Here is a 26,982-nt window from a genome sequence, read left to right as displayed (position 1 = left end):
CCTCACCGCCGACCGGATCGGCGAGTTCGCCACCCCGCTTTTCGGCTTGTTCGGCGGTCCCTCGAGCCCTCGGCCCGAGGGACATGCCGGGCTGCCGTTTCTGCGCTATCACGGGGAAGTCGGTGAAGACAGCGACGCGGTGGTGGAGTTCTGCTGCCCGGTGGACTCGACTGATATCGAGGCGGTCCGCGATCGTTTTCCGGAGATGACCCGGCGCGACGAAGAAGCCGGCCGCGAGATCTTTGTCAGCATTCCCAAGGCGAGCATGATGACCGAGCTCGGATTCGAAGCACTGCACCGGTGGCTTGTCGAACACGATGAGGAAACCGACTGGAAACCGCGTCAGATCTTCCTTGTCGATCCCGCCACGGTCGAGGCTTCCGAACCCGTTTACGAGCTGGCTGTCCGGCTTGGCGGGCGCTGAGGTGCTCGTGGGCAAGGCGCGCTGTTCAACGAGCTTTTGGAAGATTTTCTGAATCACGGAGGGTAGCTAAATCAGGTTCGATTTCATCTCGATTCACCCGCAATGGCGATCATGTTCGAGCGGGATGTCATGCTGTGTGTCCGACCATGGCCCTCTTTCGAAACGACCCCGTGTCGCCGGAGGGCCGGAAGAAGGTGGCAGATGACCTGGGCCAGGCATTCCAGTCGTCCCGACCCCGCTGAAGACCAGAGCCGGATGGCTGGTGTGCGTGCGGAGGAAGAGGTCCGCCTCACCCTGCAGAACGGCAGAGCCGCACGAACCGTCGCAGGGCACGCTTCGGACGCCCTCGACTGTGCGGAACTGCTGGCGATGCTCGGACTCGAGGGAGTCCAGAAGAAGCACGCTCAGCGCACCTGACCCCCGATCCGGGTGGTCAGCTCGGCCGCGGTCACGCGGACCTCTGCGGCGAGGTCGGGCCAAGTTTCCTCGCAGCCCTCGGCCCCTGGGCAGAGGTGGCGGAGGGTCACGCTGATCGCGGCCATCGGACGGCCGCCGTGGTCGAAGACCGGGCAGGCCACCGAGGCGAATCCTTCGGTGACGTGCCCGTCTTCGACCGCCCAGCCGAGTCTGCCCTCCGCGTTCAGCGTGCGGCGCAGCTCGGCGAGAGTGCGCGGGCCGCGACCGGTGCGCAGGACGAACGCCGACGCGGCCGGGAAGAGCGCGCGCACGTGCGGCGACGGCAGATGCCGCAGCATCGCCCTGCCTGACGCCGTGAGCTGGCCCGGCAGCCGGACGCCGACCTCGGTGACCAGCGTTTCCGGGCGGGTGGGGCGCTCTTTGACCAGGTAGAGCGACTCGTTGCCGTGAAGCACGCCCAGATGCGCGGTGTGGCCGACCCGGTCGGCGAGTTTGCGCAGCAGCGGGAGCGCGAGGCGTTCCAGCGGGTCGTGCCGCAGATAGGCCGATCCGAGTTCGAACGCGGCGATGCCGAGGCCGTACCGGCGCTCGGCCGGCAGGTGTGTCACGAAACCGGCGGCCTCCAGTTCGGCGAGCAGGTGATACGTCGTCGAACGCGGGAGGCCGAGTTCGCGCGCGATCGCGGCCGCCGACACCGGGCCCGGGCGGGCGGCGAGGGCGCGAAGGATGCCGAGACCGCGTCGTAGGGCCGGGACTTCGCTGCTGTCGCCCATGCCGACCTCCTGTTTCGTGCGGGGGGGGAGCAAGGGACCTTTGCTACCGCTTCTCTCAACGTTGAGAGAAGCGGTAGCAAAGGTCCCTTGCTCCCCTCTGTGGTGACCGTGTGGATTTCGGGACGTCAGATGTCCCAAAATCCACACGGTCAGTACGCATGGTTACGCGGAGTGCGCGGTGTGTGGAAACAGGGACACTCAACGTCCCTATTTCCACACACCCTGCCCGCGGTAGCAAAGGTCCCTTGCTCCCACCGTGCGTGTCTTGGATACCAGACACAACCACCGGTTGGCGCCGCCCACCAGCGGGCATGGCGTTGTCCAATGGGGCTATGCCGGAAACCGTACTTCTGGGGTCCGAACCGCTTCGGCCTGAACAGGTCGTCGCGGTCGCCCGTGACCACTCGCCCGTCGCGGTCAGCGAAGCGGCCGAGAAGAACCTTGCCGCGACGCGTCAGCACATCGACAACCTCGCTCACGCCGAGACGCCGACGTACGGCGTTTCGACGGGCTTCGGGGCGCTCGCCACCAGGCACATCCCGCTCGAGAGCCGCACCGCGCTCCAGCGGTCGCTGATCCGCTCACACGCGGCCGGCGCGGGCCCGGTCGTGGAGACCGAGGTCGTGCGCGCGCTGATGCTGCTGCGTTTGCGCACTCTCACCAGTGGTTACACCGGCATTCGCCCGCAGACCGCGCAAGCGCTTGCGGCCCTGCTCAACGCCGGGATCACCCCGCTCGTGCACGAGTACGGCTCTCTCGGCTGCTCCGGCGACCTCGCGCCGCTGGCCGCTGTCGCGCTCGCGCTGATGGGGGAGGGCGAAGTCTCCTACAACGGCGAAGTCGTCCAGGCCGCCGACGCGCTGAAGCACGCCGGGATCGAGCCGGTCGTTCTCGCGGAGAAGGAGGGCCTCGCCCTCACGAACGGGACCGACGGCATGCTCGGCATGCTCCTGCTGGCCGCCGCTGACCTGCGCAAGCTCCTCGACACCGCCGACATCACCGCGGCGATGAGCGTCGAAGCGCTTCTCGGCACCGATCGCGCCTTCGCCGCCGAACTCCAGGCGCTGCGTCCGCACCCGGGCCAGGCGCTGAGCGCCCGGCGCATGTGGACGGCGCTCCAGGATTCGAAGATCGTCGAGAGCCACCGCGGCCCCGATTGCAACCGTGTCCAGGACGCGTACTCCCTTCGCTGCGCGCCCCAGGTGCACGGTGGCGCGCGGGACAGCCTCACGCACGCCGAACTCGTCGCCTGGCGTGAGCTTCAGTCCGCGGTCGACAACCCGGTCGTGTTGTCCGACGGCCGCGTCGAGTCGAACGGCAACTTCCACGGCGCCCCGGTCGCGTACGTGCTCGACTTCCTCGCCATCCCGCTCGCGGACGTCGCGAGCATCGCCGAGCGCCGCACGGACCGCATGCTCGACAAGGCCCGCTCGCACGGCCTGCCGCCGTTCCTCGCGTTCGACGCCGGCGTCGACTCCGGCCACATGATCGCCCAGTACACGCAGGCGGCCGTGGTCAGCGAACTCAAACGGCTCGCGGTGCCGGCGTCGGTCGATTCGATCCCGAGCAGCGCGATGCAGGAGGACCACGTCTCCATGGGCTGGTCCGCCGCGCGCAAGCTGCGCAAGGCCGTCGAGGGTCTCAACACCGTCCTCGCCATCGAACTGCTCACCGCCGCGCGGGCACTCGACATGCGCGCGCCCCTGACCCCGTCGCCGGTCACCGGCCGGGTCCGGGATCTCGTCCGCACCAAGGTCGAGGGCCCCGGCCCCGACCGTCATCTGGCGCCGGAGATCGCCGCCGCCGAAGAACTCGTCGCGTCGGGTGCCGTCCTCGCCGCGGCCCAACTGGAGGTCTGAGCCCATGACCCGCACGGTCCGTGCCGCCCGAGGCACCACGCTCACCGCGAAGAACTGGCAGACCGAAGCCGCGTTGCGGATGTTCCACAACAATCTCGACCCCGAGGTCGCCGAGCGCCCGGAGGACCTGGTCGTCTACGGCGGCACCGGCAAGGCCGCCCGCAACTGGGCCAGTTTCGACGCCATCACCCGCGAGCTGACCACTTTGGACGCCGACGAGACCCTGCTCGTCCAGTCCGGCAAGCCGGTCGGCGTGTTCCGGACCCACGAATGGGCGCCGCGGGTGCTCATCGCGAACTCCAACCTCGTCGGCGACTGGGCGACGTGGCCGGAATTCCGCCGCCTGGAGGCGCAGGGCCTGACCATGTACGGCCAGATGACCGCGGGGTCCTGGATCTACATCGGCACGCAGGGAATTCTGCAGGGCACGTACGAGACCTTCGCCGCTGTCGCCAAGAAGCGGTTCGGCGGCAGCCTCAAGGGCACGCTCACCGTCACCGCCGGCCTCGGTGGCATGGGCGGCGCGCAGCCGCTGGCCGTCACGATGAACGACGGCGTCGCGCTGGTCGTCGAATGCGACCCGCAGCGTGCTCACCGCCGCGTGGAGACTCGCTACCTCGACGAGGTCGCCGATGACCTTGACGACGCGATCCGCCGGGTGGAGGCCGCGAAGAAGGAGAAGCGCGCGCTGTCCGTCGGCGTGGTCGGCAACGCCGCCGAAGTACTGCCCGAACTGCTGCGCCGCGGCGTCGAGGTCGACATCGTCACCGACCAGACCTCCGCGCACGACCCGCTTTCCTACCTTCCCAAGGGTATCGGCGTCGACGAGTGGCAGGACTACGCGGACAAGAAGCCCGACGAGTTCACCGAGCGTGCTCGCGAGTCGATGGCGGAGCACGTGGAGGCGATGCTCGGCTTCCTCGACAAGGGCGCCGAAGTCTTCGACTACGGCAACTCCCTGCGCGGTGAGGCGAAACTCGGCGGCTGCGAGCGCGCGTTCGACTTCCCAGGATTCGTGCCCGCCTACATCCGCCCGCTGTTCTGCGAGGGCAACGGCCCGTTCCGCTGGGCGGCGCTGTCCGGCGACCCCGAGGACATCGCGGCGACCGACCGCGCGATGCTGGAACTGTTCCCCGAGAACGAATCCCTCGCGCGCTGGATCCGGCTCGCCGGTGAGCGCGTCGCGTTCCAGGGGCTGCCGTCGCGGATCTGCTGGCTCGGCTACGGCGAGCGGCACCTCGCGGGTCTGCGGTTCAACGAGATGGTCGCCAGCGGTGAGCTGAAGGCACCGGTCGTCATCGGCCGCGACCACCTCGACTCGGGCAGCGTCGCCTCGCCGTACCGCGAGACCGAAGGCATGGCCGACGGATCCGACGCGATCGCCGACTGGCCGCTGCTGAACGCGCTGGTCAACACCTCGTCGGGCGCCAGCTGGGTGTCGATCCACCACGGCGGCGGCGTCGGCATGGGCCGCTCCATCCACGCGGGCCAGGTCAGCGTGGCCGACGGAACCCCGCTGGCCGCGCGGAAACTCGAGCGCGTGCTCACCAACGACCCGGGTATGGGTGTCATCCGGCACGTCGACGCCGGATACGACCGCGCCGCCGACGTCGCCGACGAGCGCGGCGTGCGCGTGCCGATGCGGGATGCCGAGTGACCGCGTCCTCGCTGCTGGAGGAGATCTCGGACGTCGGTCGCGACCCGAAACGTGGCGGCTACTCCCGTCACGCCTTCGACGCGGCCGAAACCGAACTACGCGCGTGGTTCGTCGAGCGCGCCGGGCGGCTGGGCCTGGGCGTCGAAACCGACCGCAACGGCAACATCTGGGCCTGGTGGGGCACACCCGGTCCGGGCGCGGTCGTCACCGGGAGCCATCTCGATTCGGTTCCCGGCGGCGGCGCCTTCGATGGCCCGCTCGGCGTCGCGAGCGCGCTTGACGCGGTGGAGATCTTGCAGGCCAAGGGATTCCGTCCCGCCAAGCCGTTCGCCGTCGTGGTCTTCGCCGAGGAGGAAGGTGGCCGATTCGGTGTGCCTTGCCTCGGTTCGCGGCTGCTGACCGGGACCATCGACGCGGACAAGGCCCGCGGCTTGCGGGACCCGGACGGCGTCACGTTCGCCGAAGCGGCGGCGAAAACCGGGCTCGATCCCGATCGCGTCGGCCGGGACCCCGAGCGGCTCGGGCTGATCGGACGGTTCCTGGAACTGCACGTCGAGCAGGGGCGCGGGCTGATCGACCTCGGCTCGCCGGTCGCCGTCGGCAACACGGTGATCGCGCACGGCCGGTGGCGATTCTCCTTCCAGGGGCAGGGAAACCACGCCGGTGCGACGCTGATCGGTGATCGTCGTGATCCGATGATCCCGGCGGCCGAGACCGTTCTCGCCGTACGGAAACTGGCGAAGGCGACCGCCGACGCGAGGGCCACCGTCGGGAGGCTCGTGCCCATCCCCGGCGGGACCAACGTCATCGCGTCCACTGTGGACCTGTGGCTGGACGCGCGGGTGCCGGGCACGGACACGCCCGAACTGGTCGCGGAGATCGCGAAGCTGGCCGAAGAGGCGGCCGGGCAGGAAGGCTGCCGCGTCGAGGTCACGAGGGAGTCGTACTCGGACGACGTGATCTTCGACGACGCGCTGCGCCGCGACCTGGGCACCTGGCTGGGCGGGCCGCCGGAACTGCCGACCGGGGCCGGGCACGACGCGGCGATCCTCGCCGGGTTCGTCCCGTCCGGGATGCTCTACGTGCGCAACCCCACCGGGATCAGCCATTCCCCGGAGGAGTTCTCCGAGGCGGAGGACGTCGACCACGGTGCCCGTGCGCTGGCGGATGCCCTGGAGAAGCTGTCGACATGACGACATATTGGTGTGAGCGGGCGTGGCTGCCGGACGGGGTTGCCGACGCCGTCCGGATCGAGCTCGACGGCGGGAAGATCACTTCCGTGACGGCGAACGCGCCTCGTGAGGGTACTGTCCTGAGTGGACTTACTTTGCCGGGCTTCGTCAACGGGCACTCGCACGCCTTCCATCGTGCGCTGCGCGGCCGGACGCACCACGACCGCGGGACCTTCTGGACGTGGCGCGAGCGGATGTACTCGCTCGCGTCACGACTCGACCCGGACTCGTACTACCGCCTGGCGCGGGGTGTCTACGCCGAGATGGTGCTGGCCGGTTACACGAGCGTCGGCGAGTTCCACTACCTGCACCACGCACCGGGCGGGAAGCCTTACGCCGAGCCGAACGCGATGGGCGAGGCGCTGCGGCAGGCCGCCAGGGACACCGGGATCCGGCTGACGTTGCTCGACACGTGCTACCTCGCGGGCGGAATCGGCGTCGAACCCGACGAGGTGCAGCGGCGGTTCTCCGATGGGTCGGCCACGAAGTGGGCGCAACGAGTCGGCGAATTGCGGGAAGAAGAGACGTTCCGGGTGGGCGGTGCGATCCATTCGGTGCGGGCCGTCCCCGAGGATCAACTGTCCGAAGTGGACAACGGCACGCCTGCGGATCGTCCGCTGCACATCCATCTTTCGGAGCAGCGAGCGGAGAACGAGCAGTGCATGGCGGCCTATCACTGGACTCCGACGGGGCTGCTCTGGGACAACGGCGTCCTCGGTGAGCGGCTCACCGCGGTGCATGCGACTCACCTGACACCGGGTGACATCAAGTGGCTCGGCGAGGCGCGGAGCCGCGCCTGCTTCTGCCCGACGACCGAGCGGGATCTCGGCGACGGCATCGGCCCCGCGCGGACGCTGCTGGACGCGGGGGTGCGGCTGTCGCTCGGCAGCGACAGCAACGCGGTCGTCGACGCGTTCGAGGAGACCAGGGCGCTGGAACTGAACGAGCGCCTCGCCAGCGAGAAACGCGGCCGGTTCACCGCGGAGGAACTGCTCGCGGCGGCGACGGACCACGGCGCGATCGGCTGGGACGAGGTCGGCGAGCTCGCCCCGGGCGCGGGCGCTGATCTGGTCACGGTCGGACTCGGTTCGGTGCGGACCGCGGGGATCGAGCCGTCCGGGGTGGTCTTCGCCGCTTCCGACGCGGACGTGCGGGATGTCATCGTCGCCGGGCGTGAGATCGTCCGCGATGGCGCACATCAGCTGATCGACCGGCCGGAAACGGTCTTGGCCAAGGAGATCGAGGCATTGTGGCAGTCCTGATCACGGGAATCGGCGAGCTCACGACGAACGACGCCGAGCTGGGCAAGCTCCGCGACGCGGCCGTCGTCATCGATGGCGAAGAGGTCGCGTGGGTCGGTGCCGCAGCGGACGCGCCCGACGCGGACGAGCGGATCGACGTCGAGGGCCGGGCGGTGCTGCCTGGTTGGGTGGACAGTCACACCCACCTCGTCTTCGCCGGGGACCGGACGGCCGAGTTCGAAGCGCGGATGGCCGGGAAGGCGTACAGCGCCGGGGGAATCGCGGTCACCGTCGACGCGACGCGGTCGGCTTCCGACGAGCAGCTGGCGGCGAATCTGCGGCGTCACGTCGGCGAGGCGGCGAGGCAGGGCACGACCTGCCTGGAAACGAAGACCGGGTACGGCCTCAACGTCGAAGACGAGGCGCGTTCGGCGCGGATCGCCGCCGATGTGGCCGACGAGGTGACGTTCCTCGGCGCGCATCTGGTGCCGCCGGGCGCCGACGCGGAGTCCTATGTGGACCTGGTGTGCGGCGACATGCTCGACGCCGTCGCGCCGCTCGTGCGGTGGGCGGACGTGTTCTGCGAGACTGGCGCGTTCGACGAAGCACAGTCCGGGCGGGTGCTGAAGGCGGCGCGGGAACGCGGGCTCGGGCTGCGGGTGCACGGCAATCAGCTGGGGGAGGGGCCGGGCGTGCGGCTCGCCGTCGAGTTGGGGGCGGCGAGTGTCGACCACTGCACGTACCTGAGCGAAGCGGACGTCGAGGCTCTGGCTGCTTCGGACACCGTCGCGACCTTGCTGCCGGCGTGTGACCTCTCGACCCGGCAGCCGCTGGCGCCGGCGCGGCGGCTCCTGGACGCGGGGGCGACGGTCGCGCTGGCCAGCAACGCGAACCCGGGCAGCTCGTACACGACGTCGATGGCGTTCTGCGTCGCGACCGCGGTGCTGCAGATGCGGATGACGATCGACGAGGCGGTGTGGGCGGCGACGGCGGGCGGCGCCCGTGCGTTGCGGCGTGACGATGTGGGCTTCGTGCGGCCGGGGGCGCGTGCCGACCTTCACGTGCTGGAGGCGCCTTCGACGGCGCACCTCGCGTACCGGCCGGGAGTGCCGCTGACGGCCGCTGTGTGGCGGCGAGGGAAGCGTTTGACCAGCGGTTTCGTCTCAAAGTGGTAGCAAAGGTCCCTTGCTCCCCCGCTGAGGTCAGGAGGCTTGGCCGAGGGTCTCCTCAACCCGCTCGCGCAAGGCGGGCGGGAGTTCGTCGAGCAGGTGGGACCACTGCTCGACCCGCTTCTCGCTCAGGTGGGTGAGCAGGTCGAGCACCGGCGCCCACAGATCCTCGTCGGCGGCCGCGACCTGCAGGAGGCCGCCGAACCGGGCTTCGGAGAGCAGCCCGAGTACGTGATCGATCCGGCTTTTGTCGTCGAGGACGAACGCGATCCGGATCAGCGCCTCGTCGCCGATGACGGCCAGGGCCCTTCGCACCGTCGGATCGGGCAGGTGGCCGACGAACCGGCCGACGGTGATCCAGTCCTCGCGGCGTACCAGTTCGCCTGCCACCGCGACGACGGTGTCGAGCGGGATCCGCGTGATGATCGCGCTCGCCCGGCGCGGGTCCAGTTCGGCCGCGACGTCGGCCAGGAACGGCGGCTTCAGTCGCTTCGCGACGTCGACGCCCCGGGAGACGTCCACCAGCCCGGCGATCCGCGCGCACAGAAGCGGGCCGAAGACCTTCTCGGCGATCTTCGCGAGAATCGGGCTCGGGACGAGCTTGCTCGCCATCGCCATCCGTTCCAGGACGGCGAGGTTGGCGTCGAACAGCGTGTCCGTGACCTGCTCGCGGAACGCCTGGAGTTCGGCCGCGTCCACCTCTTCCAGGTAGGACAGTCGTTCCGGAGTGGTGCCGAGGACACGGGCGAGTTTGAGGATCTCCGCCTGCGAAGCGAAGTTTTCGGTGGTCACAGGCCCACCACCTTGCGAACGGTGCCGCGCAGAAGCGCGGGTACGTACTTCAGGCCCTCTTCGCCCGCTTCGGCCAATGCCTTGGCCTGGCGGTGGCGCGCGTCGCGTAGCGCGTCGGAGAGGTCCTGTTTCTCGTTGTCGGCCAGCGCTTCGATGCCTGCCGGGACAGGACCGCCTAGCTGGCCGGTGAGTGTGCGCTCGGCCATGGTCGATCATCATGCCTCATCGGACCGGCGATGGTCGGATGATCGAGGGACCTTTACTTTCGTCCATGGCGGGCGGCTCGTCACGGCTTGTAGCGTCCTGTCGTGTGAAGGACGCTGAGGAGCCCGTGTGGCGCGGGCGGCGGCTGGTCATGGACGTGGCCTTGTGGCTCGGGCTCTGCGGCTGGGTGATCATCGACGCCGGATCCAGCACGAGACACTGGGAACTGCTCGCCGGGCTCATCGCGACCACCGCCGCGATCGCGGTGTCGCGCCGGTACCCGCTGCTCTCCCTCGCCATCGCGATGGTCGCCAGTTTCGTCGTCATGGGAAGCTTCGGCGGCCGGGTGCCGATCTGGGAGGGGTTCGTCCTCGTCGCGGTGAGTTACCTCGCCGGTTACCGGCAACCGGTCGCGAAGCCGATGCTGCGCCTTTTCGCCGTCGTTTCCGTGATCGCGGTCCCCGTGGCGCTGGTCTGGAGCCGGGACGGGTTCGCGTCCTGGGGTGCGCTGCTCGGTGTCCTGGTCTTCGCGGGGGTGACGCCGTGGCTGCTGGGCAGGTACATCCGGCAGCGTGAGGACATGGCGCGCGACGGCTGGCGCCGGGCCGAGGAGATGGAGAGCCGCCAGCGGCTCGTCGCCGACCGCGCGCGGCTGCGCGAGCGCACCCGGATCGCCAGCGACATGCACGATTCACTGGGCCACGAGCTGAGTCTGATCGCGGTGCGCGCGGCGGCGCTGGAGGTCGCGGGCGGCCTCGACGAACCTCAGCGGCAGGCCGCGGGCGAGCTGCGGCAGAGCGCCGCGACGGCGACCGAGCGGCTGCGCGAGATCATCGGGGTCCTGCGCGAGGACGACGCGCCGACCGAGCCGGTGCACGAGAGCATCGACGAACTGCTCGACCGGACCAGGGCGTCGGGCGTGCTGATCGAGTCCTCAGTGGACGGTCCGGTCGACGGTGAGCCGCCGATGGTCGACCGCGCCGCGTATCGCGTGGTCCAGGAATCGGTCACGAACGTGGTGAAACACGCGCCGGGTGCCGCGGTCACGGTCCGGGTCGTGCGGTCGGAAGGGCGGACGGACGTCGTGGTCACCAACGCCGCGCCACCCGCGGGCCCGTTGCCGGGCCGGGCTTCGGGCAGGCGCGGGCTGATCGGGCTGCGCGAGCGGGTCCGGCTGGTCGGCGGGACCCTGCGAGCGGGTCCCCGTGACGGCGGATTCGAGGTCAGCGCGACCTTGCCGCACGACGCGGCTCCGTCGGAGGAATCGCCCGAAAGCCAGGCGGCGATGGACGCCGAGGTGGGACAGTCGACGTCGGCCAGGGAACTGGAACGCGCCCGCCGGGACGTCCGGCGCAGCCTGATCCAGGCGATCGTCGTGCCGATCGGGCTGTTCGGCCTCGTGGTCGGGATCAGCGGTGGCGTGTTCCTCGTCCAGTGGTACGGCTCCGAACTCGCCGGTGCGGACTACGACCGCATCCGGATCGGCCAGACGCGGGCGGAGATCGCGCCCGTCCTGCCCGGCGGCCAGCGGATCGCGCGTCCGCGTCAGGTAGAGCCGCCGGTTCCCACCGGGGCGACATGCGAGTACTACGGCACCGAGCGCAGCGTGTTCAACATGAACTACGAGGCCTACAGGCTGTGCTTCGCGGAGGGGAAACTCGTGGCGAAGGATCTGATCAGTGAAGACGAGCAAAGGGGGGACCCGGATGATCCGGGTGGTGCTGGCCGATGACGAGGCGATGATCCGCGCCGGGGTGTCGGCGATCCTGGCCGCGGACGCCGGGATCGAAGTGGTCGCGGAGGCCGAGGACGGGCGCGCCGCCGTCGAGCAGGTCCGCGCGACCAGGCCGGACGTCGTGCTGCTCGACATCCGGATGCCGGTCATGGACGGGCTCAAGGCGGCCGAGGAGATCCGGCGGCTGCTGCCCGAGGTCGGCGTGATCATGCTGACCACGTTCGGCGAGGACGCCTACATCGAGCGCGCGCTCGGTCTCGGCGCTAGCGGGTTCCTGCTGAAATCCGGCGATCCCCGCGAACTGCTCGGCGGGATCCACGCGGTCGCGGGCGGGGCGGCGTTCCTTTCGCCGAAGGTCGCGCAGCGGGTCATCGCCCGCTTCTCCGGCAACCAGGTTTCCCGCGCCGAAGAAGCGAAGGCGCTGATCGGCAAGCTCACCCCGCGTGAGCAAGAAGTGCTGGCGTTGCTGGGTTCCGGACTGTCCAATGCGGACATCGCCGGGAAGCTGTTCGTGGTCGAGGGCACGGTGAAGGCCTACGTGAGCACCATCCTCAACCGGCTCGGCGCGCGGAACCGGGTGCAGGCCGCGATCACCGCGTACGAGGCGGGGCTGGTCGGCGGGGAACGGGAGGAGTCCAGCCGCTGACGCCGGCGCCGATGCGGGCGGTGAGCGCGCCGGGGAGCAGCCGGAACACGCCGTTGCGGACGGCCACGGCGAGCGGGTTGCGCAGCTGCGGCCCTATTCTTCCTGCCTGGACCGAAGCTTTGACCACCGATTGGCTGCGCGGTCGGCGCTGCTCGTCGTAACTCTTCAGCGCCGCGTCGACGTCTTCGGTGGTAGTGAGCGCGGCGGCGAGGACGACGGCGTCTTCGATCGCCTGGCAGCCGCCTTGGCCGAGAAACGGCGGCATCGCGTGGGCCGAGTCGCCGAGGAGCGCGACGCGGCCCCGCACGTAGGACGGCAGGGGAGTGCCGAGCAGGTGGAGATCGTGGTGGAGCAGCGTCTCGGGCGTGGTCGCGTCGATGAGCTCGGGAATGGGGTCGTGCCAGCCGCCGAAGCGGTTTCGCAGATACGACTTCGGGTCCTCGTGACGGATGCCCGCTTCGGCGACGTAGCTCGCCCACCAGTAGACGCGGCCGTCGTGCAACGGGATGACGCCGATCTCGGCGCCGTCGTCCCAGCTCGTGCTGAGCTCGACCGCGTGAGGGAGCGTGGTCACAGCGCGGAAGGCGGTGCTGCCGCTGTAGACCGGTTCGGGATGCCGCGGCCACAGCCGCTTGCGGGCCGCGCTGTGGATTCCGTCGGCGGCGACGATGACGTCGGCGTCGAGATCGTCGAGGTCGGTGACCTCGGTGCCGGTGCGGACGCGGTCGCCGGGCAGGGCGGCGCGGAGTGCGTCGATGAGGTCCGCGCGGTGGATGGCGGCGAGCGGGCGGCCGTGATGACGGCGGAACGCTTCGGCATCCCACCGGGTGATGCGGCGGCCGTCGCGATCGTGGAGGCCGCCGGACGATTGTTCCCGCAGCTTGCCGAGTTGGACGCCCAGTGCTTCGAGTGAGCGCAGGGCGTTCGGCCACAGGGAGATGCCGGCGCCCACGGCGGTGAGTTCCGGGGCCTGTTCGAGGACAGTGACCTCCCAGCCGATGCGGTGCAACCCGATGGCGGCGGTCAGTCCGCCGATTCCTCCGCCGATCACGATCGCTTTGCGCATGTCGACCTCCTCTACATTTGTAGAGTACTACTACACTTGTAGAGTGCGAAAGGCGACGATCGGGGACGCGGCCATCGAAGTGATCGCGGCCGAGGGGATGCGAGGGCTGACGCATCGCGCCGTCGACCGGTTCGCCGGACTGCCGTCGGGTTCGACCTCGTATTACGCGCGGACGCGGGCCGCGCTGCTGGAGCTGGCGATCTCGCGGATGATCGAACTCGACGAGGTCACCCTCGACCCGCCGCCCGGGGAGCTGGCCGACTATGTGGCGGGATTCGCCCACGCGGCGATCACGAACGGGCGGACGCGGATGCTCGCGCGGTACGAGTTCGCGCTGGAGGCGACGCGGCGGCCGGAGTTGCGTGAGGCCTACGACCGCGGCGGGTTGATCATCCGGCGCCGGTGCGAGGAGGTGCTCGCCGCGTGCGGATCGGCGGAGCCGGAGCGGCACGCGCGGGTGCTCGTCGCGTGGCTGGAAGGGACGATCTTCGACGCGCTGGCCGGGACCGGCTCGCTGCGGCCGCCGGATCTCGGGGAGCTGACGCGAGGGGCGCGGGAGGTTTTGGCGGGGCTCGGGGTGGCGGGGTAGCAAGGGACCTTTGCTACCACTGGGGGCGCTGACCTGCGCAAAGAGAGCGGGGGACCTTTGCTGTCGCTGGGGGTGTGTGGAAATGGGGACGTTGAGTGTCCCTGATTCCACACACCCTGTACTCCGCGTAGCGATGAGTGGTGACTGTGTGGGTTTTGGGACGTTAGATGACCCGAAATCCACACAGTCGTCCGGGCTGTGCCGAGTGCGGGGGAGCAGGGGACCTTTGCTACCGCTTCTCTCGACATTGAGAGAAGCGGTAGCAAAGGTCCCTTGCTCCCCTCAGGCGTCGCGGCGCCGGAGCACGGTGGAACCGGTGGCCAGACCGGCCGCCGCCCACGCCGCACAGAGCGCGATGCCGACCCAAGGCGCGTAGGGCGCGACGCCGCCGAAGATCGGGTTCGGCTGCCCTGGGGTGACCATCGCGTTGACGCCCGCGAAGCCGGGGAAGTAGTTCACGAGGTCTTCCCAGCCCAGCGAACCGGCGAACATCGGAATCATCACCAGCAGCACGAAGACCGTCACGATCGTCCCCGCCGTCGATCGCAGCGCCGTCCCCAGGCCGAGGCAGAGCAGACCCAGCAGCGCGAAGTAGCCGCCCATGCCCGCCGCGGTCGCGAGGACCTCACCCACCGAGGAGCCGGGCGCGGGGATAAGCGGTGCCGAGACCACCACACCGGCGAGTGTGTTCAGCACCCCGTAACCGAACAGCACCGGCAGCAGGACGGCCGATTTCGCCGCGAGGACCCGGTTCCGCACCGGGACCCACTGCAGGGTCGAGCGGATGCTGCCACTGGCGTACTCGCTCGTGATGAACAGCGTCGCCAGCGCGACCACGGCGAACTGCGTGAGGAAGTACGCCGCTCCGGCCACCACGGCGTGCGGGGCCATCGGACGGTTGCTGCCGTCGTGCAACGAGAAACCCACTACGGCCGAGTAGGCGAGCATCAGCAGGACACCGCTGATCAGGCACCACCAGGTGGACCGGACCGACCAGAACTTCGTCCATTCCGAAGAGATCGTGTTCATCGTGCGCTCCACTGCTTGAAGAAGCCGGTCAGCTCACTACGGAAGAACTCCAGCGCCTTCCGCGAGTCGATCGAGCCGTACTGGTTCTCGACTTCGGTCGGCGGGATGTGCGGTCGCAGCCCCAGCTGGTCGACCAGGATCGCCGCGTCGGTGACCGACGAATGGCCGCTGTTCTCGACCAGGTCCTGCTTCTTCGGCCCGGTGAGCCGCGGCCAGGTCTCGTTCCAGGACGCGCGGTAGTACTTCTCGCCGGTCGGGCTGGTCAGCAGCAGGAACGGCCGGTCGAGGGAGACGATGCCGAAGAACGGGCCGTCGACGTTCACGCCCGCCTTGATCCGCCGGTCGCCGACCATCGCGGCGGCGGTCGCCGAACCGCCGGCGGAGTGGCCGGCCATCCCGATCTTCGTGGCGTCGATCGACCAGCGCCGGTCCTTCAGCAGGGTGTCGACGACGAACGTCGTGTCGATCGCGCGGTTCGCGATCGCGGCGGGCCAGGGATCGTCCGACCGTCCGCAAGCGACACATTGGCGCAGCCCGTCGGGGAACTCCGTCGCCCAGGCCTCGTAGGCATGGTCGATCCCGGCGACCACGAAGCCTTGTGCGGCAAGGTGTTCGGCCACCGAGGTCAGCGTGATCCGGTTGTTGCCCGCGCCCGGCGAAAGCAGCACCAGAGGACGTCGTCCCGGCAGGGAAGGCGCGTTCTCCCGTGAGTGGACCCGCACCTTGCTCAGCGTGTCCGGCGGCAGGTCGAGCTTCCGTCCGGCGATCGCCGCCGCCGACTCCGCCTGGGTCATGTACAGCGGCGCGCGTCCGACCGGGACCGCCGGATACCAGACGTTGACCATCAGCTCGCGCCGCTTTTCGGGCACCCAGGGGTCGGCTCGCCGCTGATCGGTGAGGTGCAGTGTCCGCAGCCCGATCGGGAAAGGGCCGCCCGGAGCGGGCAGCGACAGATCCGGCGTCGCCGACGCGGCCGCCGGCACCCCCAGCAGGCCGGCGATCACCGCCACCAGGACCATCAATGACTTCATGCCGCGACTCCCGTTCCGTATTCGACCGACGACGCGGTCAGTTCCATGTACGCCTGCTCCAGCGAGGCGGTCCGTTCGGTCAGCCCGTGCACGCGGATCCCGAGTTCGTGCACCGCGTCGCCGACGAGGTGGACGGGCAGGTCGTGCACGAGCAGTTCCCCCTGATCGGTTTCCGTGGTCGCGCCGAGCGCGCGAAGGCGCTGTGCGAGCACGCGCAGGTCGGCTGGAGCGGGCACCCGCACCGCCACCGATGTCCGCGAATTGCCCGCGATGAACTCGTCGACGGGGGCGTCGGCGAGCAGCTTTCCCTTGCCGATGACGACAAGCCGGTCCGCGGTCAGCTGCATCTCGCTCATCAGGTGGCTCGACACGAACACCGTGCGGCCCTCCGCGGCGAGCGAACGCATCAGGTGCCGCACCCAGCGGACGCCGTCGGGGTCGAGGCCGTTGACCGGCTCGTCGAACATCAGCACACCCGGGTCGCCCAGCAGCGCGCCGGCGATCCCGAGCCGCTGTCCCATGCCGAGTGAAAACGTCCCGGCCCGCTTGCCCGCGACGTCGGTGAGGCCGACCGTCGCGAGCACCTCGTCGACCCGGCTCGCCGGGATCCCGTTGCTGCGCGCCATCGCCAGGAGATGCTTGCCCGCGCTCCGGCCGGGGTGCAGCGCCTTGGCCTCCAGCAGTGCGCCGACCTCGCGCAACGGGAACCGCAGGTCCGGATACTTCTTGCCGTCGATGCGGACCTCGCCCGCGCTCGGCGCGTCGAGGCCGAGCGTCATCCGCATGGTCGTCGACTTGCCCGCGCCGTTGGGGCCGAGGAATCCGGTCACCTTGCCCGGCTCGACGGCGAAGGTCAGCCCGTCGACCACAGTCTTCTCGCCATAGCGCTTCGTGAGTCCTCGAAGCGTGATCATCCGCGTCCTCCTTCGTGTCCCTGAATCCTCCGATGCGGGGACACGCGCGGGCATTGCCCCGAAGTCATCGGCCACCCCTTACTTTCGGCAGGTGCCGCTCGGCACGAGTCGCAGCGGAAAGGCAGAATCGGCGCCATGACCACCCGCGAACAACGGCGCGTGAATCCGCTCGACCTGGTGATGCTCGTACTCGCCGTGTTCTCCGTCGGGCTGCTCGCCTACGTGATGTTCTTCCCGCATTCGGAGGAGACGGCGCACCGCGTCTTCGCCATCGACACGACGGTGTGCGGGATCTTCGCGCTGGAATTCCTCTGGCGGTGGCGGCGCCACCGGTGGGAGAAGTGGTTCCCGCTGCGCAATTGGTACGAAATCCTCGGCATGATCCCCATCGCGCATCCGGCGCTGCGCGGGTTCCGGCTGCTGCGGATCCTGGTCGTGCTCGTCCGGCTCGCGCGCACCGCCGACCGCGCTTTCGGGGAGCGGTTCACGCAGCGGCTGGTCGAACGGCTTTCGCGGCCGATCGTGCTGGCGATCAAGAAGCCGATCACGATCGCGGTGCTCGACGAGGTCGTGAAGGTGCTGGAAACCGGGAACTATCCGCAGAACCTCGCGCGCTCACTCGGCGAGAACCAGACACTGCTGCGGGGGATCATCGCCGAGAAGCTCAAGAACGATCCGCAGGCGGGACGGCTTTCGAAGCTGCCGTTCCACGACGAGGTGGTGCGTTCGGTGATCGACACCGCGATGCGCGTGATCCTCGAAGTGCTGACCGATCCGCGGATCGACGAGTTCTTCGCGCATGTGGTGCGGGAGAACCGGGAGCAGATCCGCAGCGCGGTGCAACTGGGGCTGAACGAGCGGGAGGACGACGAGGAGCTGGCGGCGCGGCTGCCGACCCGGCCTCAGCACCAGTTGATGGACTGACCTCGTGAGTGGCGAGGACGGTTAGAACCGTCCTTACCACTCACGAGCCGCGACGGCTGGTCCGGCGGGTGGGTGCGGCATTCAGCGGGTCCTCCGGCCAGGGGTGCTTCGGATAGCGTCCGCGAAGATCGGCGCGAACGGCCGCGTAACCGTTGCGCCAGAACGATTCCAGATCGGCGGTGACCGCGGCCGGCCGCCCGGCGGGGGAGAGCAGGTGCAGTACCACGGGGACGCCCGCCAGTTCCGGCGTCGCGAGCCAGCCGAAGGTCTCCTGCAGTTTCACGGCCAGCACCGGCTGCTCACCCGAGTAATCGACCCGGATCCGCGAACCCGACGGTACGTCCAGGCGGTCCGGCGCCAGTTCGTCCAAACGCGACGCCTCGGGCCAGGGCAGCAGCCCGCGCAGCGCGGCGCCCGCGTCCAGCGAGGCCAGGTCCGACCGGCGACGGGCGGAGCCGAGATCGAGCCAAGTGTCCAAGGTGGACAGTAGATCCGCGTCGGAGACCGCGGGCCAAGGCGGGCCCAGCACCCGATGCAGGAAGGACAGCCGTTCGCGCAGCCGTCGCGCATCTTCCGACCAGCGCAGCAGACCGAGCCCTTCGGCGCGCAAACCGTCCAGCAGCGCGGCGCGGATCGCGTCCGGCGCGGGCGAGCGCAACGGTTTCTCCGACAGCACGATCGCCCCGAGCCGCCGCACCGATCGTGCCACGACGTCGCCCGAAGACCAGCGCACTTCGTCCACGGAGGACACCAGATTCGGCGCCGCGCGCACGGCGAGGTCTTCGTCCGCGGGCGCGGCCAGCCGGATGATGCCCTGCGCGCGCCCGGGATCCCGGGTCGCTTCGGCCACCGCCAGCCATTCGACGTCCGCCAGTCCGCTGCCGCGCGGAAGTTCGGCCGCCGTTCCACCGGCCATCAGATACACCGGCGTCCCCGGCGAACGCCGTCGCGCCAGCCGCTCGGGATGCGCCAGCGCCACGACCAGCGCCGGATCCGCGGCACCGCCGCCGTCGGGCACCAGCTTGGAAAGCCGCCGCACGTCGGACTTCCAGCGCTCGTCACCCCGCACTCGCCGCAGTTCGGCCTCGAGGTCGGTCAGTGTGCCGCCGCTGTCCAGCAGCGCGACGACCTCGGCCGCCGAACGCGCGTTGGTCCGGGCCGCGCCGTCCAGCAACGCCCTCGCCAGCCGCGGATGCAGGCCCAATCCGGCCATCTTCCGGCCGCGTTCGGTCACCGTGCCGTCTTCCGCTGTCGCCCCGAGCGTGGTCAGCAACGCGCGTCCGGCGGCCAGCGCGCCTTCACCGGGCGGATCCCACCAGGCGAGGCCGGAACCGTCCGGAGTGGACCAGCACGCGAGTTCGAGTGCGAAACGCGCCAGTTCCGCCGTCCTGATCTCGGGTTCGGGATACGCGGGCAGGGAACCCTGTTCGTGCGCCGCCCAGCACCGGTACGCGCGTCCCGGCGCCTCACGCCCGGCGCGGCCGGCGCGCTGTTCCGCGACCGCGGCCGAAACTCGGACCGTCGCCAGCCCTGGCAGGCCGCGCCGATGATCGACGCGGGGCACGCGGGACAGGCCGCAGTCCACCACCGCGCGCACACCCGGCACGGTCAGACTGGACTCGGCGACCGACGTCGACAGCACCACCCGGCGGCGGGCGCGCGGACGCAACGCGTCGTCCTGGCTCGCCGCCGAAAGCCGCCCGTGCAGTGGCAGCACGTCGGCGTCGAGGCCGCTGAGAAGGCCGCTCACCCTGGCGATCTCACCGGTGCCCGGTAGGAAGGCGAGCACATCACCGTCCCCTTCGGCCAGTGCTTTGCCGATCACGCGGGCCACGGTCGCTTCGATCCGCTCGCCGCGCGCGGGCGGGGAGTACGAGACGTCGACCGGATAGGTCCGTGCCCGCGCGGTGATCACCGGCGCGTCGCCGAGCAGGGCCGCGAGCCGTCCGGAAGCCACGGTGGCGGACGTCGCGAGCAGGCGCAGGTCGTCTCGCAGTCCGGCGCGCACGTCCAGCAGCAGCGCGAGCAGCAGATCCGCGTCGAGATGGCGTTCGTGGCATTCGTCGAGCAGAACGGTCGACACCCCGGCGAGTTCGGGATCGCCCTGCACCCGCCGGACCAGCAAGCCCGAGGTGACCACTTCGATCCGCGTCGAAGAAGACACCTTCCGGTCTCCACGGACCGAGTAGCCGACCGTCTCACCGACCCGCTCGCCCAGCAGGGATGCCATCCGCGCCGCCGCGGACCGCGCCGCCAGCCGTCTCGGTTCGGCGACGATCACCCGGCCTTCACCGTTGTCCAACGCGAGCGGCACCAAGGTGGTCTTGCCGGTGCCAGGGGGTGCGACGAGCACCGCGGTGCCGTGGGCGTCGAGAGCGGCTTCGAGTTCGGGCAGAACGGCGCGAACCGGCAGATCGGGAAGGGTCACTGCTCGGTGACCTGCGGCGGAGGCGGGATCCGGTAGCCGGACGGGCCGATGTTGCGGTTCAGCGATTCGAGCCATTCCCCGGACGAGATCATCTTCTGGATCGCCTTGGCCACCGCCGCACGGCCCTCGGTGTCGTCCTTGCGCAGGCCGACGCCGTACTTCTCGTTCGAGAACGGCTTGCCGACGACCCTCAGCAACTCCGGGTTCTGTGCCACGTAACCGGCCAGGATGACGTCGTCGGTGGTCACCGCGTCCACCTGTCCCGCGAGGAGAGCCGTGACGCAATCCTGGTAACGCGGGTATTCGACGAGCTGGACGGCCTGGGCGAACTTGTCGCGCACCTGCTCGGCGGAGGTCGTGCCGCCCACGGCGCACAGCTTCCGGCCGTTGAGGTTCTCGGGGCCGGTGATGTCGGTCGACCGGAGGCGGACGAGCAGATCCTGGCCGGCGTCGAAATAGGGTCCGGCGAAGGCGACCACCTGTTTCCGTTTTTCGGTGATCGAGTAGGTCGCCACCATCAGATCCGTGATCCCCGAGGTGATGTCCGTCTCGCGCGACGACGGCCTGCTGTCGTGCCAGGTGATGCGATCCTCGTCGACACCCAATTCGCTCGCGACGTACTTCGCCACGTCGACGTCGAAGCCGACATAACGGCCGTCGACCGTCCGTTCGGAGAGACCCGGCTGGTCGAAGCGGATGCCGATGGTGAGTTTGTTGGAGGCGACGGCGCGCGCGACGAGAGAATCCGACGGACCGGCCTCTTTGCCGCAGGCCGTCGCTGTGACCAGCATCAAGCAGGCCACCAGCAGGGCGCGTCCCCTCATCGGGTGCCTCCGTCCGCCGCCTCACGTTGTTCTCAGGGTCGGCGGCTAGCCTAGGCCCGTGCGTAGACCGCCCCAAGTCGTACTCGACGCCGTGGGCACACTCGCCCGGCTCGGACTGGCCGCCGTCTGGTTGATTTCCGGAGCGCTGAAGATCAGCGATCCGGGAGAGACCTACATCGCGGTTCAGGCTTTCGATGTCCTGCCGGGCGGGCTCGTCCGCCCGGTCGCGATCGGGATGCCGCTCGTCGAACTGGCGCTCGGCCTGTTCCTGCTCGCCGGGTTCGTGACCCGGTGGGTGTCGGTGCTGTCGGTGCTGCTGCTCGCGGTGCTCATCGCCGCGATCGCCCAATCCTGGGCACGCGGACTGAGCATCGACTGCGGCTGCTTCGGCGGTGGCGGTCAGATCGCCGCGGATCAGACGCAGTATCCGCAGGAGATCGCCAGGGACCTCGGATTCGCGCTTTTGGGGGTGTGGCTGATCGTGCGGCCGCGGACCTGGCTGTCGGTGGACGGCTGGCTCGGGAACTCCGGAGCCCGCGCCGACGACGACTATGTGGGTATCGCTGAAGGGAACGAATGATCGTGGGTGGAGCTGAGCGCAACGCTCGGAAACGCAAGCAGCAGCAGACGGCGGCGCGTTCTGTGGCACAGGCCAGGGGCGCCGCGGACGGCGACAAGAAGAAGGTCGTCGCGATCACCGTCGCGGTGGTCGTCCTCGCCGCGCTGGTGATCGGTGGCGTCATCTGGACGACGTCCAGCAAGGACAGCACCGAGGGCAAGGTGATCGGAGCGGAGACCACCGCGTCGGCGCCCGGTGTCGTCGAAAAGCGCGACGGGGCCGTCGTGGTCGTCGGCAAGCCCGAGGCGAAGAAGACCATCGACGTCTACGCGGACTTCCTGTGCCCGGTCTGCAAGCAGTTCGAGGAGTCGTTCAAGGGACAGATCCAGGAGCAGGTGAACAACGGGACCCTGCAGGTCCGGTACCACATGCTGCCGATGCTCAACCAGCGTTCCGACCCGCCGGGCTACTCGCTGGACTCCGCCAACGCCTCGCTCGCCGCGGCCGACGCGGGCAAGTTCCTGGCCTTCCACGACGCGCTGTTCAAGGACCAGCCGAAGGAAGGCGGACGCGGGTTCGACAAGGCGCAGCTGATCAAGCTCGGTCAGGACGTCGGCATCACGGACCCGTCCTTCGTGATCAAGGTCAACAGTGGCGCTTATGAGCAGGAGATCCAGGACGCGTACAAGAAGATCTCCACGGATCCGTCGCTGCAGCAGGACTTCGGCAACGGCCCCGGCTTCGGCACGCCGACCGTCACGTCGAACGGGCAGGTCGTGAAGCTCGAGCAGGACTGGGTGCAGAAGGTCACCGGCTAGTTCGCTAGAGGTACATGAAGGCCCCCTTCCTTACGCCTAGGTACGGGAAGGGGGCCTTCATGTACTTCGGGGTGACGGGGCGGCCGGGTGGTAGCAAAGGTCCCTTGCTCTCTTCCCGCAGGTGGAGGCCGCATTTAGGTGACGAATCGCGGCCGTTGCGCGGGCAAGGATCGCAAGTAGGTGACGAATTGCGGGGGAGTCAGGGGCGCGAAGCGGAGGCGACGGTCGCGAAGGCCTGTACGCGGGCTGTCTCGGCGGAACGCGGCCAGACGAGGCCCCACTCGACGTCGGGGGAGCCGGTGAAGGGCACGAAGCGAATTCGCGGGTGGCTAAAGTACTCCCGCGCGTGGGCGGCGAGCGGGCAGATTCCGGCGCCGGTGGCGATCGCCGCGAGCAGTTCCTGAAACGTCGCGAAGGGTTCGCCCCGGGTCACGAGGTGCCCGGCCGGCGTCAGCCACTGCCGGGGTTCCTCGATCCAGTACGGCTCCGGCGGATGCGCCGCGCGGAGGACGGTGTCGCGGGCGAGGTCGTCCAGGGTCACTGATTTCCGTCGCGCGAAAGGGTGTTTCGACGACACCGCGAGCACCATCGGTTCGGTGTGCACGGCCGGTCCGATCGTGAGGTCGGGTTCGTCGGCCGGAAGCAGGGTCACCAGCACGTCGATCTCACCCGATCGCAGCATCGCGAACGGATCGGCGAAATCGGCTTCGCGGATGAGCAGTTCCGTCTCCGGGTAGCGCTGCCGGAAACGGTCCAGCAGGTCTTCCGTCAGATCGGCGACGCCGGGTGCTTCGAAGCCCAGCCGCAGCACGCCACCGATCCCACGTCCGGCCGCGATCGCGCGGTCGATGCCTTCGTGCAGCGCACTGTAGGCGGGGCCGAGATCGTCCCGCAGCCGTTCGCCGATCGGCGTGAGCCGGACCCGCCTGCTGGTGCGGGCGAACAGCGGTGCGCCGATCCGCCGCTCCACCTGTTTGATCGTCTGGCTCACCCGCGCCTGCGAAACGTGCAGGCGTTCCGCGGTGCGGCCGAAATGCAGTTCGTCGGCCAGCGCCAGGAAGATCTCGACATCCCGCAGTTCCATAATCCCCAGGTTATCGATCCGGGCCGATGCCGGTCAGCGGGAACCGTCTTTTTCGCAGGTCTAGACCATAGATCGTTTGTCATGCGTTAATTCAAGCCTTGAACTTACGCCCGTGTGTCGAGGAGGACCCGGATGCGGAGATTCACACTGGGGATACTGACCGCCGCGCTCATGCTGGGCGCGCACACCCCGGCACTGGCCGGGAACGGCCCCGCGTACCGGGACGCCTGGCGGCCGGTGAAGTTCCGTGTGGCCGACCTGCTGTCGCGCATGACCCTCGACGAGAAGATCGGCCAGATGACGCAGGCCGAACGCCTCGGCATCAAGGCGCCCGGCGACGTCACCAAGGGGATGCTCGGCTCCCTGCTCTCCGGCGGCAGCTCACAGCCGACTCCGAACAACGCGATCACCTGGGCCGACATGTACGACGGCTTCCAGAAGGAAGCGCTCGCCACCCGGCTCGGCATTCCGCTGATCTACGGCGTCGACGCCGTCCACGGCCACAACGGGCTCTACGGCGCCACGGTCTTCCCGCACAACATCGGCCTCGGCGCGACGCGCGATGCCTCGCTGGTCATGAAGATCGGCCGCGCGACCGCCGAAGAGGTGTCGGGTACCGGAATCGACTGGAACTTCGCGCCGTGCCTGTGCATCGCGCGTGACGATCGGTGGGGCCGCACGTACGAGTCCTTCGGCGAGGTGCCGGAAATCGCCAGCGCGATGACGACGGTCATCGACGGTATGCAGGGCCGTTCGCTGTCCGCGCCCGGATCGGTTCTCGCGACGGCGAAGCATTACATCGGCGACGGCGGTACGACCGGCGGCGACGATCAGGGCGAGACCGACATCAGTGAAGCCGAACTCCGCGCCGTGCACCTGCCGCCGTTCCGCGAGGCCGTCCGCCGCGGCGTCGGCTCGGTGATGATCTCCTACAGCAGCTGGAACGGCCTCAAGATGCACGCCGGTTCCTACCTGATCAACGACGTGCTCAAGGGCGAACTCGGGTTCTCCGGCATCGTGATCTCGGACTACAACGGCATCGACCAGATCGACCGGCAGCCGGGCTTCACCCCGGCCGAGGTCACCGCGTCGATCAACGCCGGCATCGACATGGTCATGGTTCCTTTCGAGTACCAGAAGTTCACGGACACGCTGAAGGCCGAAGTCCTCGCCGGGCGGGTCACGCGGGCGCGGATCGACGACGCGAACCGGCGCATCCTGACGAAGAAGTTCGAACTGGGCCTGTTCGAGCGGCCGCTGACCGACCGGCGGTTCCTCAAGACCATCGGCAGTGACGAGCACCGCGCCCTCGCGCGACAGGCCGTCCGCGAATCGCAGGTACTGCTGAAGAACGAGAACAGGGTGCTGCCGCTGGACAAGTCGCGCAACCGGATCTTCGTCGCGGGCAAGAGCGCCGACGACATCGGCAACCAGAGCGGCGGCTGGACGGTCGGCTGGCAGGGCAAGAGCGGTCCGGTCACCGAGGGAACGACCATCCTGCAAGGGATCCGGCACACCGCGAAGCCGTCGTCCACGGTCACCTTCGACAAGGACGCGAACGGGATCGACAAGTCTTATGACGTCGCAGTGGCGGTCGTGGGGGAGACGCCGTACGCCGAAGGTCGCGGTGACCGGCCGGAGGGAATGGGTCTCGACGCCGAAGACCTGGCGACTTTGAAGCGGCTTCACGACAGCGGGGTGCCGACCGTGGTGGTGCTCGTTTCCGGGCGGCCGCTGGACATCGCGGGTCAGTTGCCGGAATGGGACGGGCTGATCGCGTCGTGGCTGCCCGGCTCGGAAGGTCAGGGCGTCGCGGACGTGCTCTTCGGCGACTACAACCCCACCGGCAAGCTGCCGGTGACGTGGATGCGCAGCGCTGACCAGCAGCCGATCAACGTCGGCGATGGAAAGTCCGGGCTGTTCCCGTTCGGGTTCGGCCTTCGCTATCGGCACGGGTGGTGAGTATGAGGAAATTCGCGGTCCGGCTCGCTCTGCTGTTCGTTTCGTGTCTCGCACTGGCGTTGGCGCCGGTGACGGCACAGGCGGCACCCGCGTTCAAGGTGCTGGCCTTCTACAACGGCACCTACGACGCGGCGCACATCAGCTTCGTCAAGGAAGCCAACCAGTGGTTCCCGAAAACCGCTTCACAGAACAACTTCAGCTACACCGCGACCAACGACTGGAACCGGCTGAACTCGCTGCAGCCCTCGCAGTACCAGGTCGTGCTGTTCCTGGACGACCTTCCGCAGACCTCGTCGCAGCGTTCGGGCTTCGAGCGCTACATGAACGCGGGTGGCGCGTTCTTCGGCTTCCACGTGGCGGCGTTCAACACCGATCCGTCGGCTTGGGACTGGTACCACAACAGGTTCCTGGGCACGGGCGGCTTCAAGTCCAACACCTGGGGGCCGACGACGGCGACGCTGAAGGTGGAGAACCGGCCGCATCCCTCGACCACGCGGCTGCCCGCGACCTTCACCTCGTCGGTGAGCGAGTGGTACGCCTGGAACAGCGACCTGCGCAAGAACCCGGACATCCGGATCCTCGCGTCGGTGGATCCGGTGAGCTTCCCGCTCGGGACCGATCCGAACCAGTCCTGGTACAGCGGGTATCACCCGATCCTCTGGACCAACGCCAAGTACAAGATGCTGTACGCCAACTTCGGCCACAACAAGATGAACTACGAGACGAACCAGCCGCTTTCGTCGACCTTCGCCAGTGAGGTGCAGAACCGCTTCGTCATCGACGGTCTGCTGTGGCTCGGCGGCTTGAAGACCTCGTAACCAGGGGCGCCGGGGCCTGGCCAGGTCGTGTTTTGCCTGGTCAGACCCTTCGGTGGTAGCAAAGGTCCCTTGCTACTCCTCGATGGCGCCCCCGACCGCCCGCAGGTGCTGCCGGAACGTCAGCGAAGGCGACTTCGCGCGGTCCGCGAGGAAGTCGGCGAAGCGCACCTGCTCGCGAAGGGACTCTCCGGCGCGGATCCGGTCGGCCTGGCGCCGTTCGGTGTCGCGGATGCCCTCGGCGCGATCCAGGACCTCGTCCGCCCGGCCGGCCGGGACGAACAGGACACCGTCCTCGTCGCCGAACACGAGGTCGTCCCGCGTCACCGTCCACTCCCCGACGACGGCCGATTCGAGCGCGCCGTCCGGGCGGGCGGAGACCGACAGCGGGCCGGTCGGGATCGAGCCGAGACTGAACACCGGCAGTCCGATCTTCTTGATGTCGGCGGTGTCGCGGTGCAGCCCCCAGATGACCACACCGCTCAGCCCGGCCGCCTCCGCTTCGAGGACCGCGAGGTCCCCGACGCAGCTCTCGTCGAGCCTGCCGCCGTTGTCGACGACGAGGACGTCGCCGGGGTTCGCGGTTTCGTACGCCTCAAGGAAGACGTCGACACTGCCGACGTGCCGGGCGGGGGTGACCCGCCCGGCCACGCGGCCGCCGGGCACGACCGCTTGCGTGCCGGCGGGCGCGCACCGGACCGGGACGCCGGCGCGGACGCAGCCGTCGGTCAGATGCGCGGTGGTCAGCAAGGTGAACCGCTGCCGAAGCTCCTCAGGATTCATATCCCGA

26 protein-coding genes are annotated in these 26,982 nt (G+C 69.2%); 15 read left to right on the top strand and 11 right to left on the bottom strand.

What is annotated here, in order from left to right; all coding sequences use genetic code 11:
* Together H074_RS40805 and H074_RS41170 are read left to right on the top strand one after the other, a co-directional pair.
* Positions 1 to 424: GyrI-like domain-containing protein (locus H074_RS40805; protein WP_007034344.1), on the top strand; the 424-nt coding region annotated here is incomplete at its 5' end.
* A 201-nt stretch (positions 425 to 625) separates the two neighbouring features.
* Positions 626 to 841: a hypothetical protein gene (locus tag H074_RS41170; protein WP_143253029.1), complete on the top strand. Its 216-nt coding sequence runs from the start codon at positions 626 to 628 to the stop codon at positions 839 to 841.
* Here H074_RS41170 and H074_RS32550 read toward each other — a convergent pair.
* Positions 829 to 1,614, bottom strand: a complete 786-nt coding sequence (locus tag H074_RS32550) for an IclR family transcriptional regulator (RefSeq protein ID WP_007034342.1) — start codon at positions 1,612 to 1,614, stop codon at positions 829 to 831. The genes H074_RS41170 and H074_RS32550 overlap by 13 nt on opposite strands.
* Positions 1,615 to 1,946: 332 nt before the next feature.
* On the opposite strand from H074_RS32550, the gene hutH reads away from it, so the two are divergent.
* Genes hutH through hutI form a run of 5 tightly spaced genes read left to right on the top strand, consistent with a single transcriptional unit; the run spans position 1,947 to position 8,778 of the window.
* Positions 1,947 to 3,473 (top strand): histidine ammonia-lyase, encoded by a 1,527-nt coding sequence (hutH, locus tag H074_RS32545; protein ID WP_007034341.1) that lies wholly within the window; start codon positions 1,947 to 1,949, stop codon positions 3,471 to 3,473.
* Between the two features lie 4 nt (positions 3,474 to 3,477).
* Positions 3,478 to 5,130, top strand: a complete 1,653-nt coding sequence (gene hutU, locus H074_RS32540; RefSeq protein WP_007034340.1) for a urocanate hydratase — start codon at positions 3,478 to 3,480, stop codon at positions 5,128 to 5,130.
* Positions 5,127 to 6,323 carry an allantoate amidohydrolase gene (locus tag H074_RS32535; RefSeq protein ID WP_007034339.1) on the top strand — a complete coding sequence of 399 codons (1,197 nt, stop codon included), beginning with the start codon at positions 5,127 to 5,129 and terminating at the stop codon, positions 6,321 to 6,323. The genes hutU and H074_RS32535 overlap by 4 nt, the downstream gene beginning before the upstream one ends.
* Positions 6,320 to 7,624 (top strand): formimidoylglutamate deiminase, encoded by a 1,305-nt coding sequence (locus H074_RS32530; protein WP_007034338.1) that lies wholly within the window; start codon positions 6,320 to 6,322, stop codon positions 7,622 to 7,624. The genes H074_RS32535 and H074_RS32530 overlap by 4 nt, the downstream gene beginning before the upstream one ends.
* Positions 7,612 to 8,778, top strand: a complete 1,167-nt coding sequence (hutI, locus tag H074_RS32525; protein WP_007034337.1) for an imidazolonepropionase — start codon at positions 7,612 to 7,614, stop codon at positions 8,776 to 8,778. The genes H074_RS32530 and hutI overlap by 13 nt, the downstream gene beginning before the upstream one ends.
* A 27-nt stretch (positions 8,779 to 8,805) precedes the next feature.
* Here hutI and H074_RS32520 read toward each other — a convergent pair whose 3' ends face one another.
* Both H074_RS32520 and H074_RS32515 read right to left on the bottom strand, forming a co-directional pair.
* On the bottom strand, positions 8,806 to 9,564 hold the full coding sequence (locus H074_RS32520; RefSeq protein WP_007034336.1) for a hypothetical protein: 759 nt from the start codon (positions 9,562 to 9,564) through the stop codon (positions 8,806 to 8,808).
* Complete coding sequence (locus H074_RS32515) at positions 9,561 to 9,770, bottom strand: hypothetical protein (RefSeq protein WP_007034335.1); 210 nt, start codon at positions 9,768 to 9,770, stop codon at positions 9,561 to 9,563. Before H074_RS32515 ends, H074_RS32520 begins: the two co-directional genes overlap by 4 nt.
* Positions 9,771 to 9,895: 125 nt before the next feature.
* Here H074_RS32515 and H074_RS32510 point away from each other — a divergent pair, with 125 nt between their 5' ends.
* Together H074_RS32510 and H074_RS32505 are read left to right on the top strand one after the other, a co-directional pair.
* The gene (locus tag H074_RS32510; RefSeq protein ID WP_007034334.1) at positions 9,896 to 11,500 is read left to right on the top strand and encodes a histidine kinase; all 1,605 of its coding nucleotides are present in this window, start codon (positions 9,896 to 9,898) and stop codon (positions 11,498 to 11,500) included.
* The gene (locus H074_RS32505) at positions 11,475 to 12,149 is read left to right on the top strand and encodes a response regulator transcription factor (RefSeq protein WP_007034333.1); all 675 of its coding nucleotides are present in this window, start codon (positions 11,475 to 11,477) and stop codon (positions 12,147 to 12,149) included. Before H074_RS32510 ends, H074_RS32505 begins: the two co-directional genes overlap by 26 nt.
* Here the strand turns inward: H074_RS32505 and H074_RS32500 are convergent.
* Positions 12,094 to 13,215: an FAD-dependent monooxygenase gene (locus H074_RS32500; RefSeq protein ID WP_007034332.1), complete on the bottom strand. Its 1,122-nt coding sequence runs from the start codon at positions 13,213 to 13,215 to the stop codon at positions 12,094 to 12,096. The two genes, H074_RS32505 and H074_RS32500, sit on opposite strands and share 56 nt — an antisense overlap.
* A gap of 43 nt (positions 13,216 to 13,258) precedes the next feature.
* Between H074_RS32500 and H074_RS32495 the strand changes: the two genes are divergently transcribed.
* Complete coding sequence (locus tag H074_RS32495) at positions 13,259 to 13,804, top strand: TetR/AcrR family transcriptional regulator (RefSeq protein ID WP_007034331.1); 546 nt, start codon at positions 13,259 to 13,261, stop codon at positions 13,802 to 13,804.
* 282 nt (positions 13,805 to 14,086) lie between these two features.
* On the opposite strand, the gene H074_RS32490 is transcribed toward H074_RS32495, so the two are convergent.
* From H074_RS32490 to H074_RS32480, 3 genes are read right to left on the bottom strand one after another with little or no spacing between them, the layout of a single operon-like run.
* Entirely contained in the window at positions 14,087 to 14,833 is a 747-nt protein-coding gene (locus H074_RS32490) for an ABC transporter permease (protein WP_007034330.1), read from the bottom strand.
* Entirely contained in the window at positions 14,830 to 15,864 is a 1,035-nt protein-coding gene (locus H074_RS32485) for an alpha/beta hydrolase family protein (RefSeq protein WP_039923788.1), read from the bottom strand. The genes H074_RS32490 and H074_RS32485 overlap by 4 nt, the downstream gene beginning before the upstream one ends.
* The gene (locus H074_RS32480; RefSeq protein ID WP_007034328.1) at positions 15,861 to 16,778 is read right to left on the bottom strand and encodes an ABC transporter ATP-binding protein; all 918 of its coding nucleotides are present in this window, start codon (positions 16,776 to 16,778) and stop codon (positions 15,861 to 15,863) included. Before H074_RS32480 ends, H074_RS32485 begins: the two co-directional genes overlap by 4 nt.
* A gap of 135 nt (positions 16,779 to 16,913) precedes the next feature.
* Between H074_RS32480 and H074_RS32475 the strand changes: the two genes are divergently transcribed.
* Positions 16,914 to 17,702, top strand: a complete 789-nt coding sequence (locus tag H074_RS32475) for an ion transporter (protein ID WP_007034327.1) — start codon at positions 16,914 to 16,916, stop codon at positions 17,700 to 17,702.
* Positions 17,703 to 17,742: 40 nt separating this feature from the next.
* On the opposite strand, the gene hrpB is transcribed toward H074_RS32475, so the two are convergent.
* Both hrpB and H074_RS32465 read right to left on the bottom strand, forming a co-directional pair.
* Positions 17,743 to 20,130, bottom strand: a complete 2,388-nt coding sequence (hrpB, locus tag H074_RS32470; RefSeq protein WP_007034326.1) for an ATP-dependent helicase HrpB — start codon at positions 20,128 to 20,130, stop codon at positions 17,743 to 17,745.
* Positions 20,127 to 20,954, bottom strand: a complete 828-nt coding sequence (locus tag H074_RS32465; protein ID WP_007034325.1) for a glutamate ABC transporter substrate-binding protein — start codon at positions 20,952 to 20,954, stop codon at positions 20,127 to 20,129. Before H074_RS32465 ends, hrpB begins: the two co-directional genes overlap by 4 nt.
* A gap of 91 nt (positions 20,955 to 21,045) precedes the next feature.
* Between H074_RS32465 and H074_RS32460 the strand changes: the two genes are divergently transcribed.
* Both H074_RS32460 and H074_RS32455 read left to right on the top strand, forming a co-directional pair.
* On the top strand, positions 21,046 to 21,534 hold the full coding sequence (locus H074_RS32460; RefSeq protein ID WP_007034324.1) for a MauE/DoxX family redox-associated membrane protein: 489 nt from the start codon (positions 21,046 to 21,048) through the stop codon (positions 21,532 to 21,534).
* 2 nt (positions 21,535 to 21,536) lie between these two features.
* The gene (locus H074_RS32455) at positions 21,537 to 22,331 is read left to right on the top strand and encodes a DsbA family protein (RefSeq protein ID WP_039923868.1); all 795 of its coding nucleotides are present in this window, start codon (positions 21,537 to 21,539) and stop codon (positions 22,329 to 22,331) included.
* 199 nt (positions 22,332 to 22,530) lie between these two features.
* Here the strand turns inward: H074_RS32455 and H074_RS32450 are convergent, their stop codons facing one another.
* Positions 22,531 to 23,415 carry a LysR family transcriptional regulator gene (locus H074_RS32450; protein WP_007034322.1) on the bottom strand — a complete coding sequence of 295 codons (885 nt, stop codon included), beginning with the start codon at positions 23,413 to 23,415 and terminating at the stop codon, positions 22,531 to 22,533.
* 132 nt (positions 23,416 to 23,547) lie between these two features.
* Between H074_RS32450 and H074_RS32445 the strand changes: the two genes are divergently transcribed.
* The gene (locus H074_RS32445) at positions 23,548 to 25,377 is read left to right on the top strand and encodes a glycoside hydrolase family 3 protein (RefSeq protein ID WP_007034321.1); all 1,830 of its coding nucleotides are present in this window, start codon (positions 23,548 to 23,550) and stop codon (positions 25,375 to 25,377) included.
* A 2-nt stretch (positions 25,378 to 25,379) separates the two neighbouring features.
* On the top strand, positions 25,380 to 26,195 hold the full coding sequence (locus H074_RS32440; RefSeq protein WP_007034320.1) for a ThuA domain-containing protein: 816 nt from the start codon (positions 25,380 to 25,382) through the stop codon (positions 26,193 to 26,195).
* A 72-nt stretch (positions 26,196 to 26,267) separates the two neighbouring features.
* On the opposite strand, the gene H074_RS32435 is transcribed toward H074_RS32440, so the two are convergent.
* On the bottom strand, positions 26,268 to 26,975 hold the full coding sequence (locus H074_RS32435; RefSeq protein WP_007034319.1) for an RraA family protein: 708 nt from the start codon (positions 26,973 to 26,975) through the stop codon (positions 26,268 to 26,270).
* Between the last annotated feature and the right edge of the window lie 7 nt (positions 26,976 to 26,982).

The sequence above is a fragment of the Amycolatopsis decaplanina DSM 44594 genome, from assembly GCF_000342005.1.
Taxonomy (GTDB): Bacteria; Actinomycetota; Actinomycetes; order Mycobacteriales; family Pseudonocardiaceae; genus Amycolatopsis; species Amycolatopsis decaplanina.
This window is presented reverse-complemented; position numbering and strand designations above follow the sequence as displayed.

Coding starts and splice junctions, on each gene's coding strand:
- H074_RS32505 (WP_007034333.1), top strand. CDS start 11,475: ATGATCCGGGTGGTGCTGGCCGATGACGAGGCGATGATCCGCGCCGGG.
- H074_RS32465 (WP_007034325.1), bottom strand. CDS start 20,954: ATGAGGGGACGCGCCCTGCTGGTGGCCTGCTTGATGCTGGTCACAGCG.
- H074_RS32475 (WP_007034327.1), top strand. CDS start 16,914: ATGACCACCCGCGAACAACGGCGCGTGAATCCGCTCGACCTGGTGATG.
- H074_RS32515 (WP_007034335.1), bottom strand. CDS start 9,770: ATGGCCGAGCGCACACTCACCGGCCAGCTAGGCGGTCCTGTCCCGGCA.
- H074_RS32445 (WP_007034321.1), top strand. CDS start 23,548: ATGCGGAGATTCACACTGGGGATACTGACCGCCGCGCTCATGCTGGGC.
- H074_RS32550 (WP_007034342.1), bottom strand. CDS start 1,614: ATGGGCGACAGCAGCGAAGTCCCGGCCCTACGACGCGGTCTCGGCATC.
- H074_RS32480 (WP_007034328.1), bottom strand. CDS start 16,778: ATGATCACGCTTCGAGGACTCACGAAGCGCTATGGCGAGAAGACTGTG.
- H074_RS32530 (WP_007034338.1), top strand. CDS start 6,320: ATGACGACATATTGGTGTGAGCGGGCGTGGCTGCCGGACGGGGTTGCC.
- H074_RS32440 (WP_007034320.1), top strand. CDS start 25,380: ATGAGGAAATTCGCGGTCCGGCTCGCTCTGCTGTTCGTTTCGTGTCTC.
- H074_RS32500 (WP_007034332.1), bottom strand. CDS start 13,215: ATGCGCAAAGCGATCGTGATCGGCGGAGGAATCGGCGGACTGACCGCC.
- hutU (WP_007034340.1), top strand. CDS start 3,478: ATGACCCGCACGGTCCGTGCCGCCCGAGGCACCACGCTCACCGCGAAG.
- H074_RS32485 (WP_039923788.1), bottom strand. CDS start 15,864: ATGAAGTCATTGATGGTCCTGGTGGCGGTGATCGCCGGCCTGCTGGGG.
- H074_RS32450 (WP_007034322.1), bottom strand. CDS start 23,415: ATGGAACTGCGGGATGTCGAGATCTTCCTGGCGCTGGCCGACGAACTG.
- H074_RS32490 (WP_007034330.1), bottom strand. CDS start 14,833: ATGAACACGATCTCTTCGGAATGGACGAAGTTCTGGTCGGTCCGGTCC.
- H074_RS41170 (WP_143253029.1), top strand. CDS start 626: ATGACCTGGGCCAGGCATTCCAGTCGTCCCGACCCCGCTGAAGACCAG.
- H074_RS32435 (WP_007034319.1), bottom strand. CDS start 26,975: ATGAATCCTGAGGAGCTTCGGCAGCGGTTCACCTTGCTGACCACCGCG.
- hutH (WP_007034341.1), top strand. CDS start 1,947: ATGCCGGAAACCGTACTTCTGGGGTCCGAACCGCTTCGGCCTGAACAG.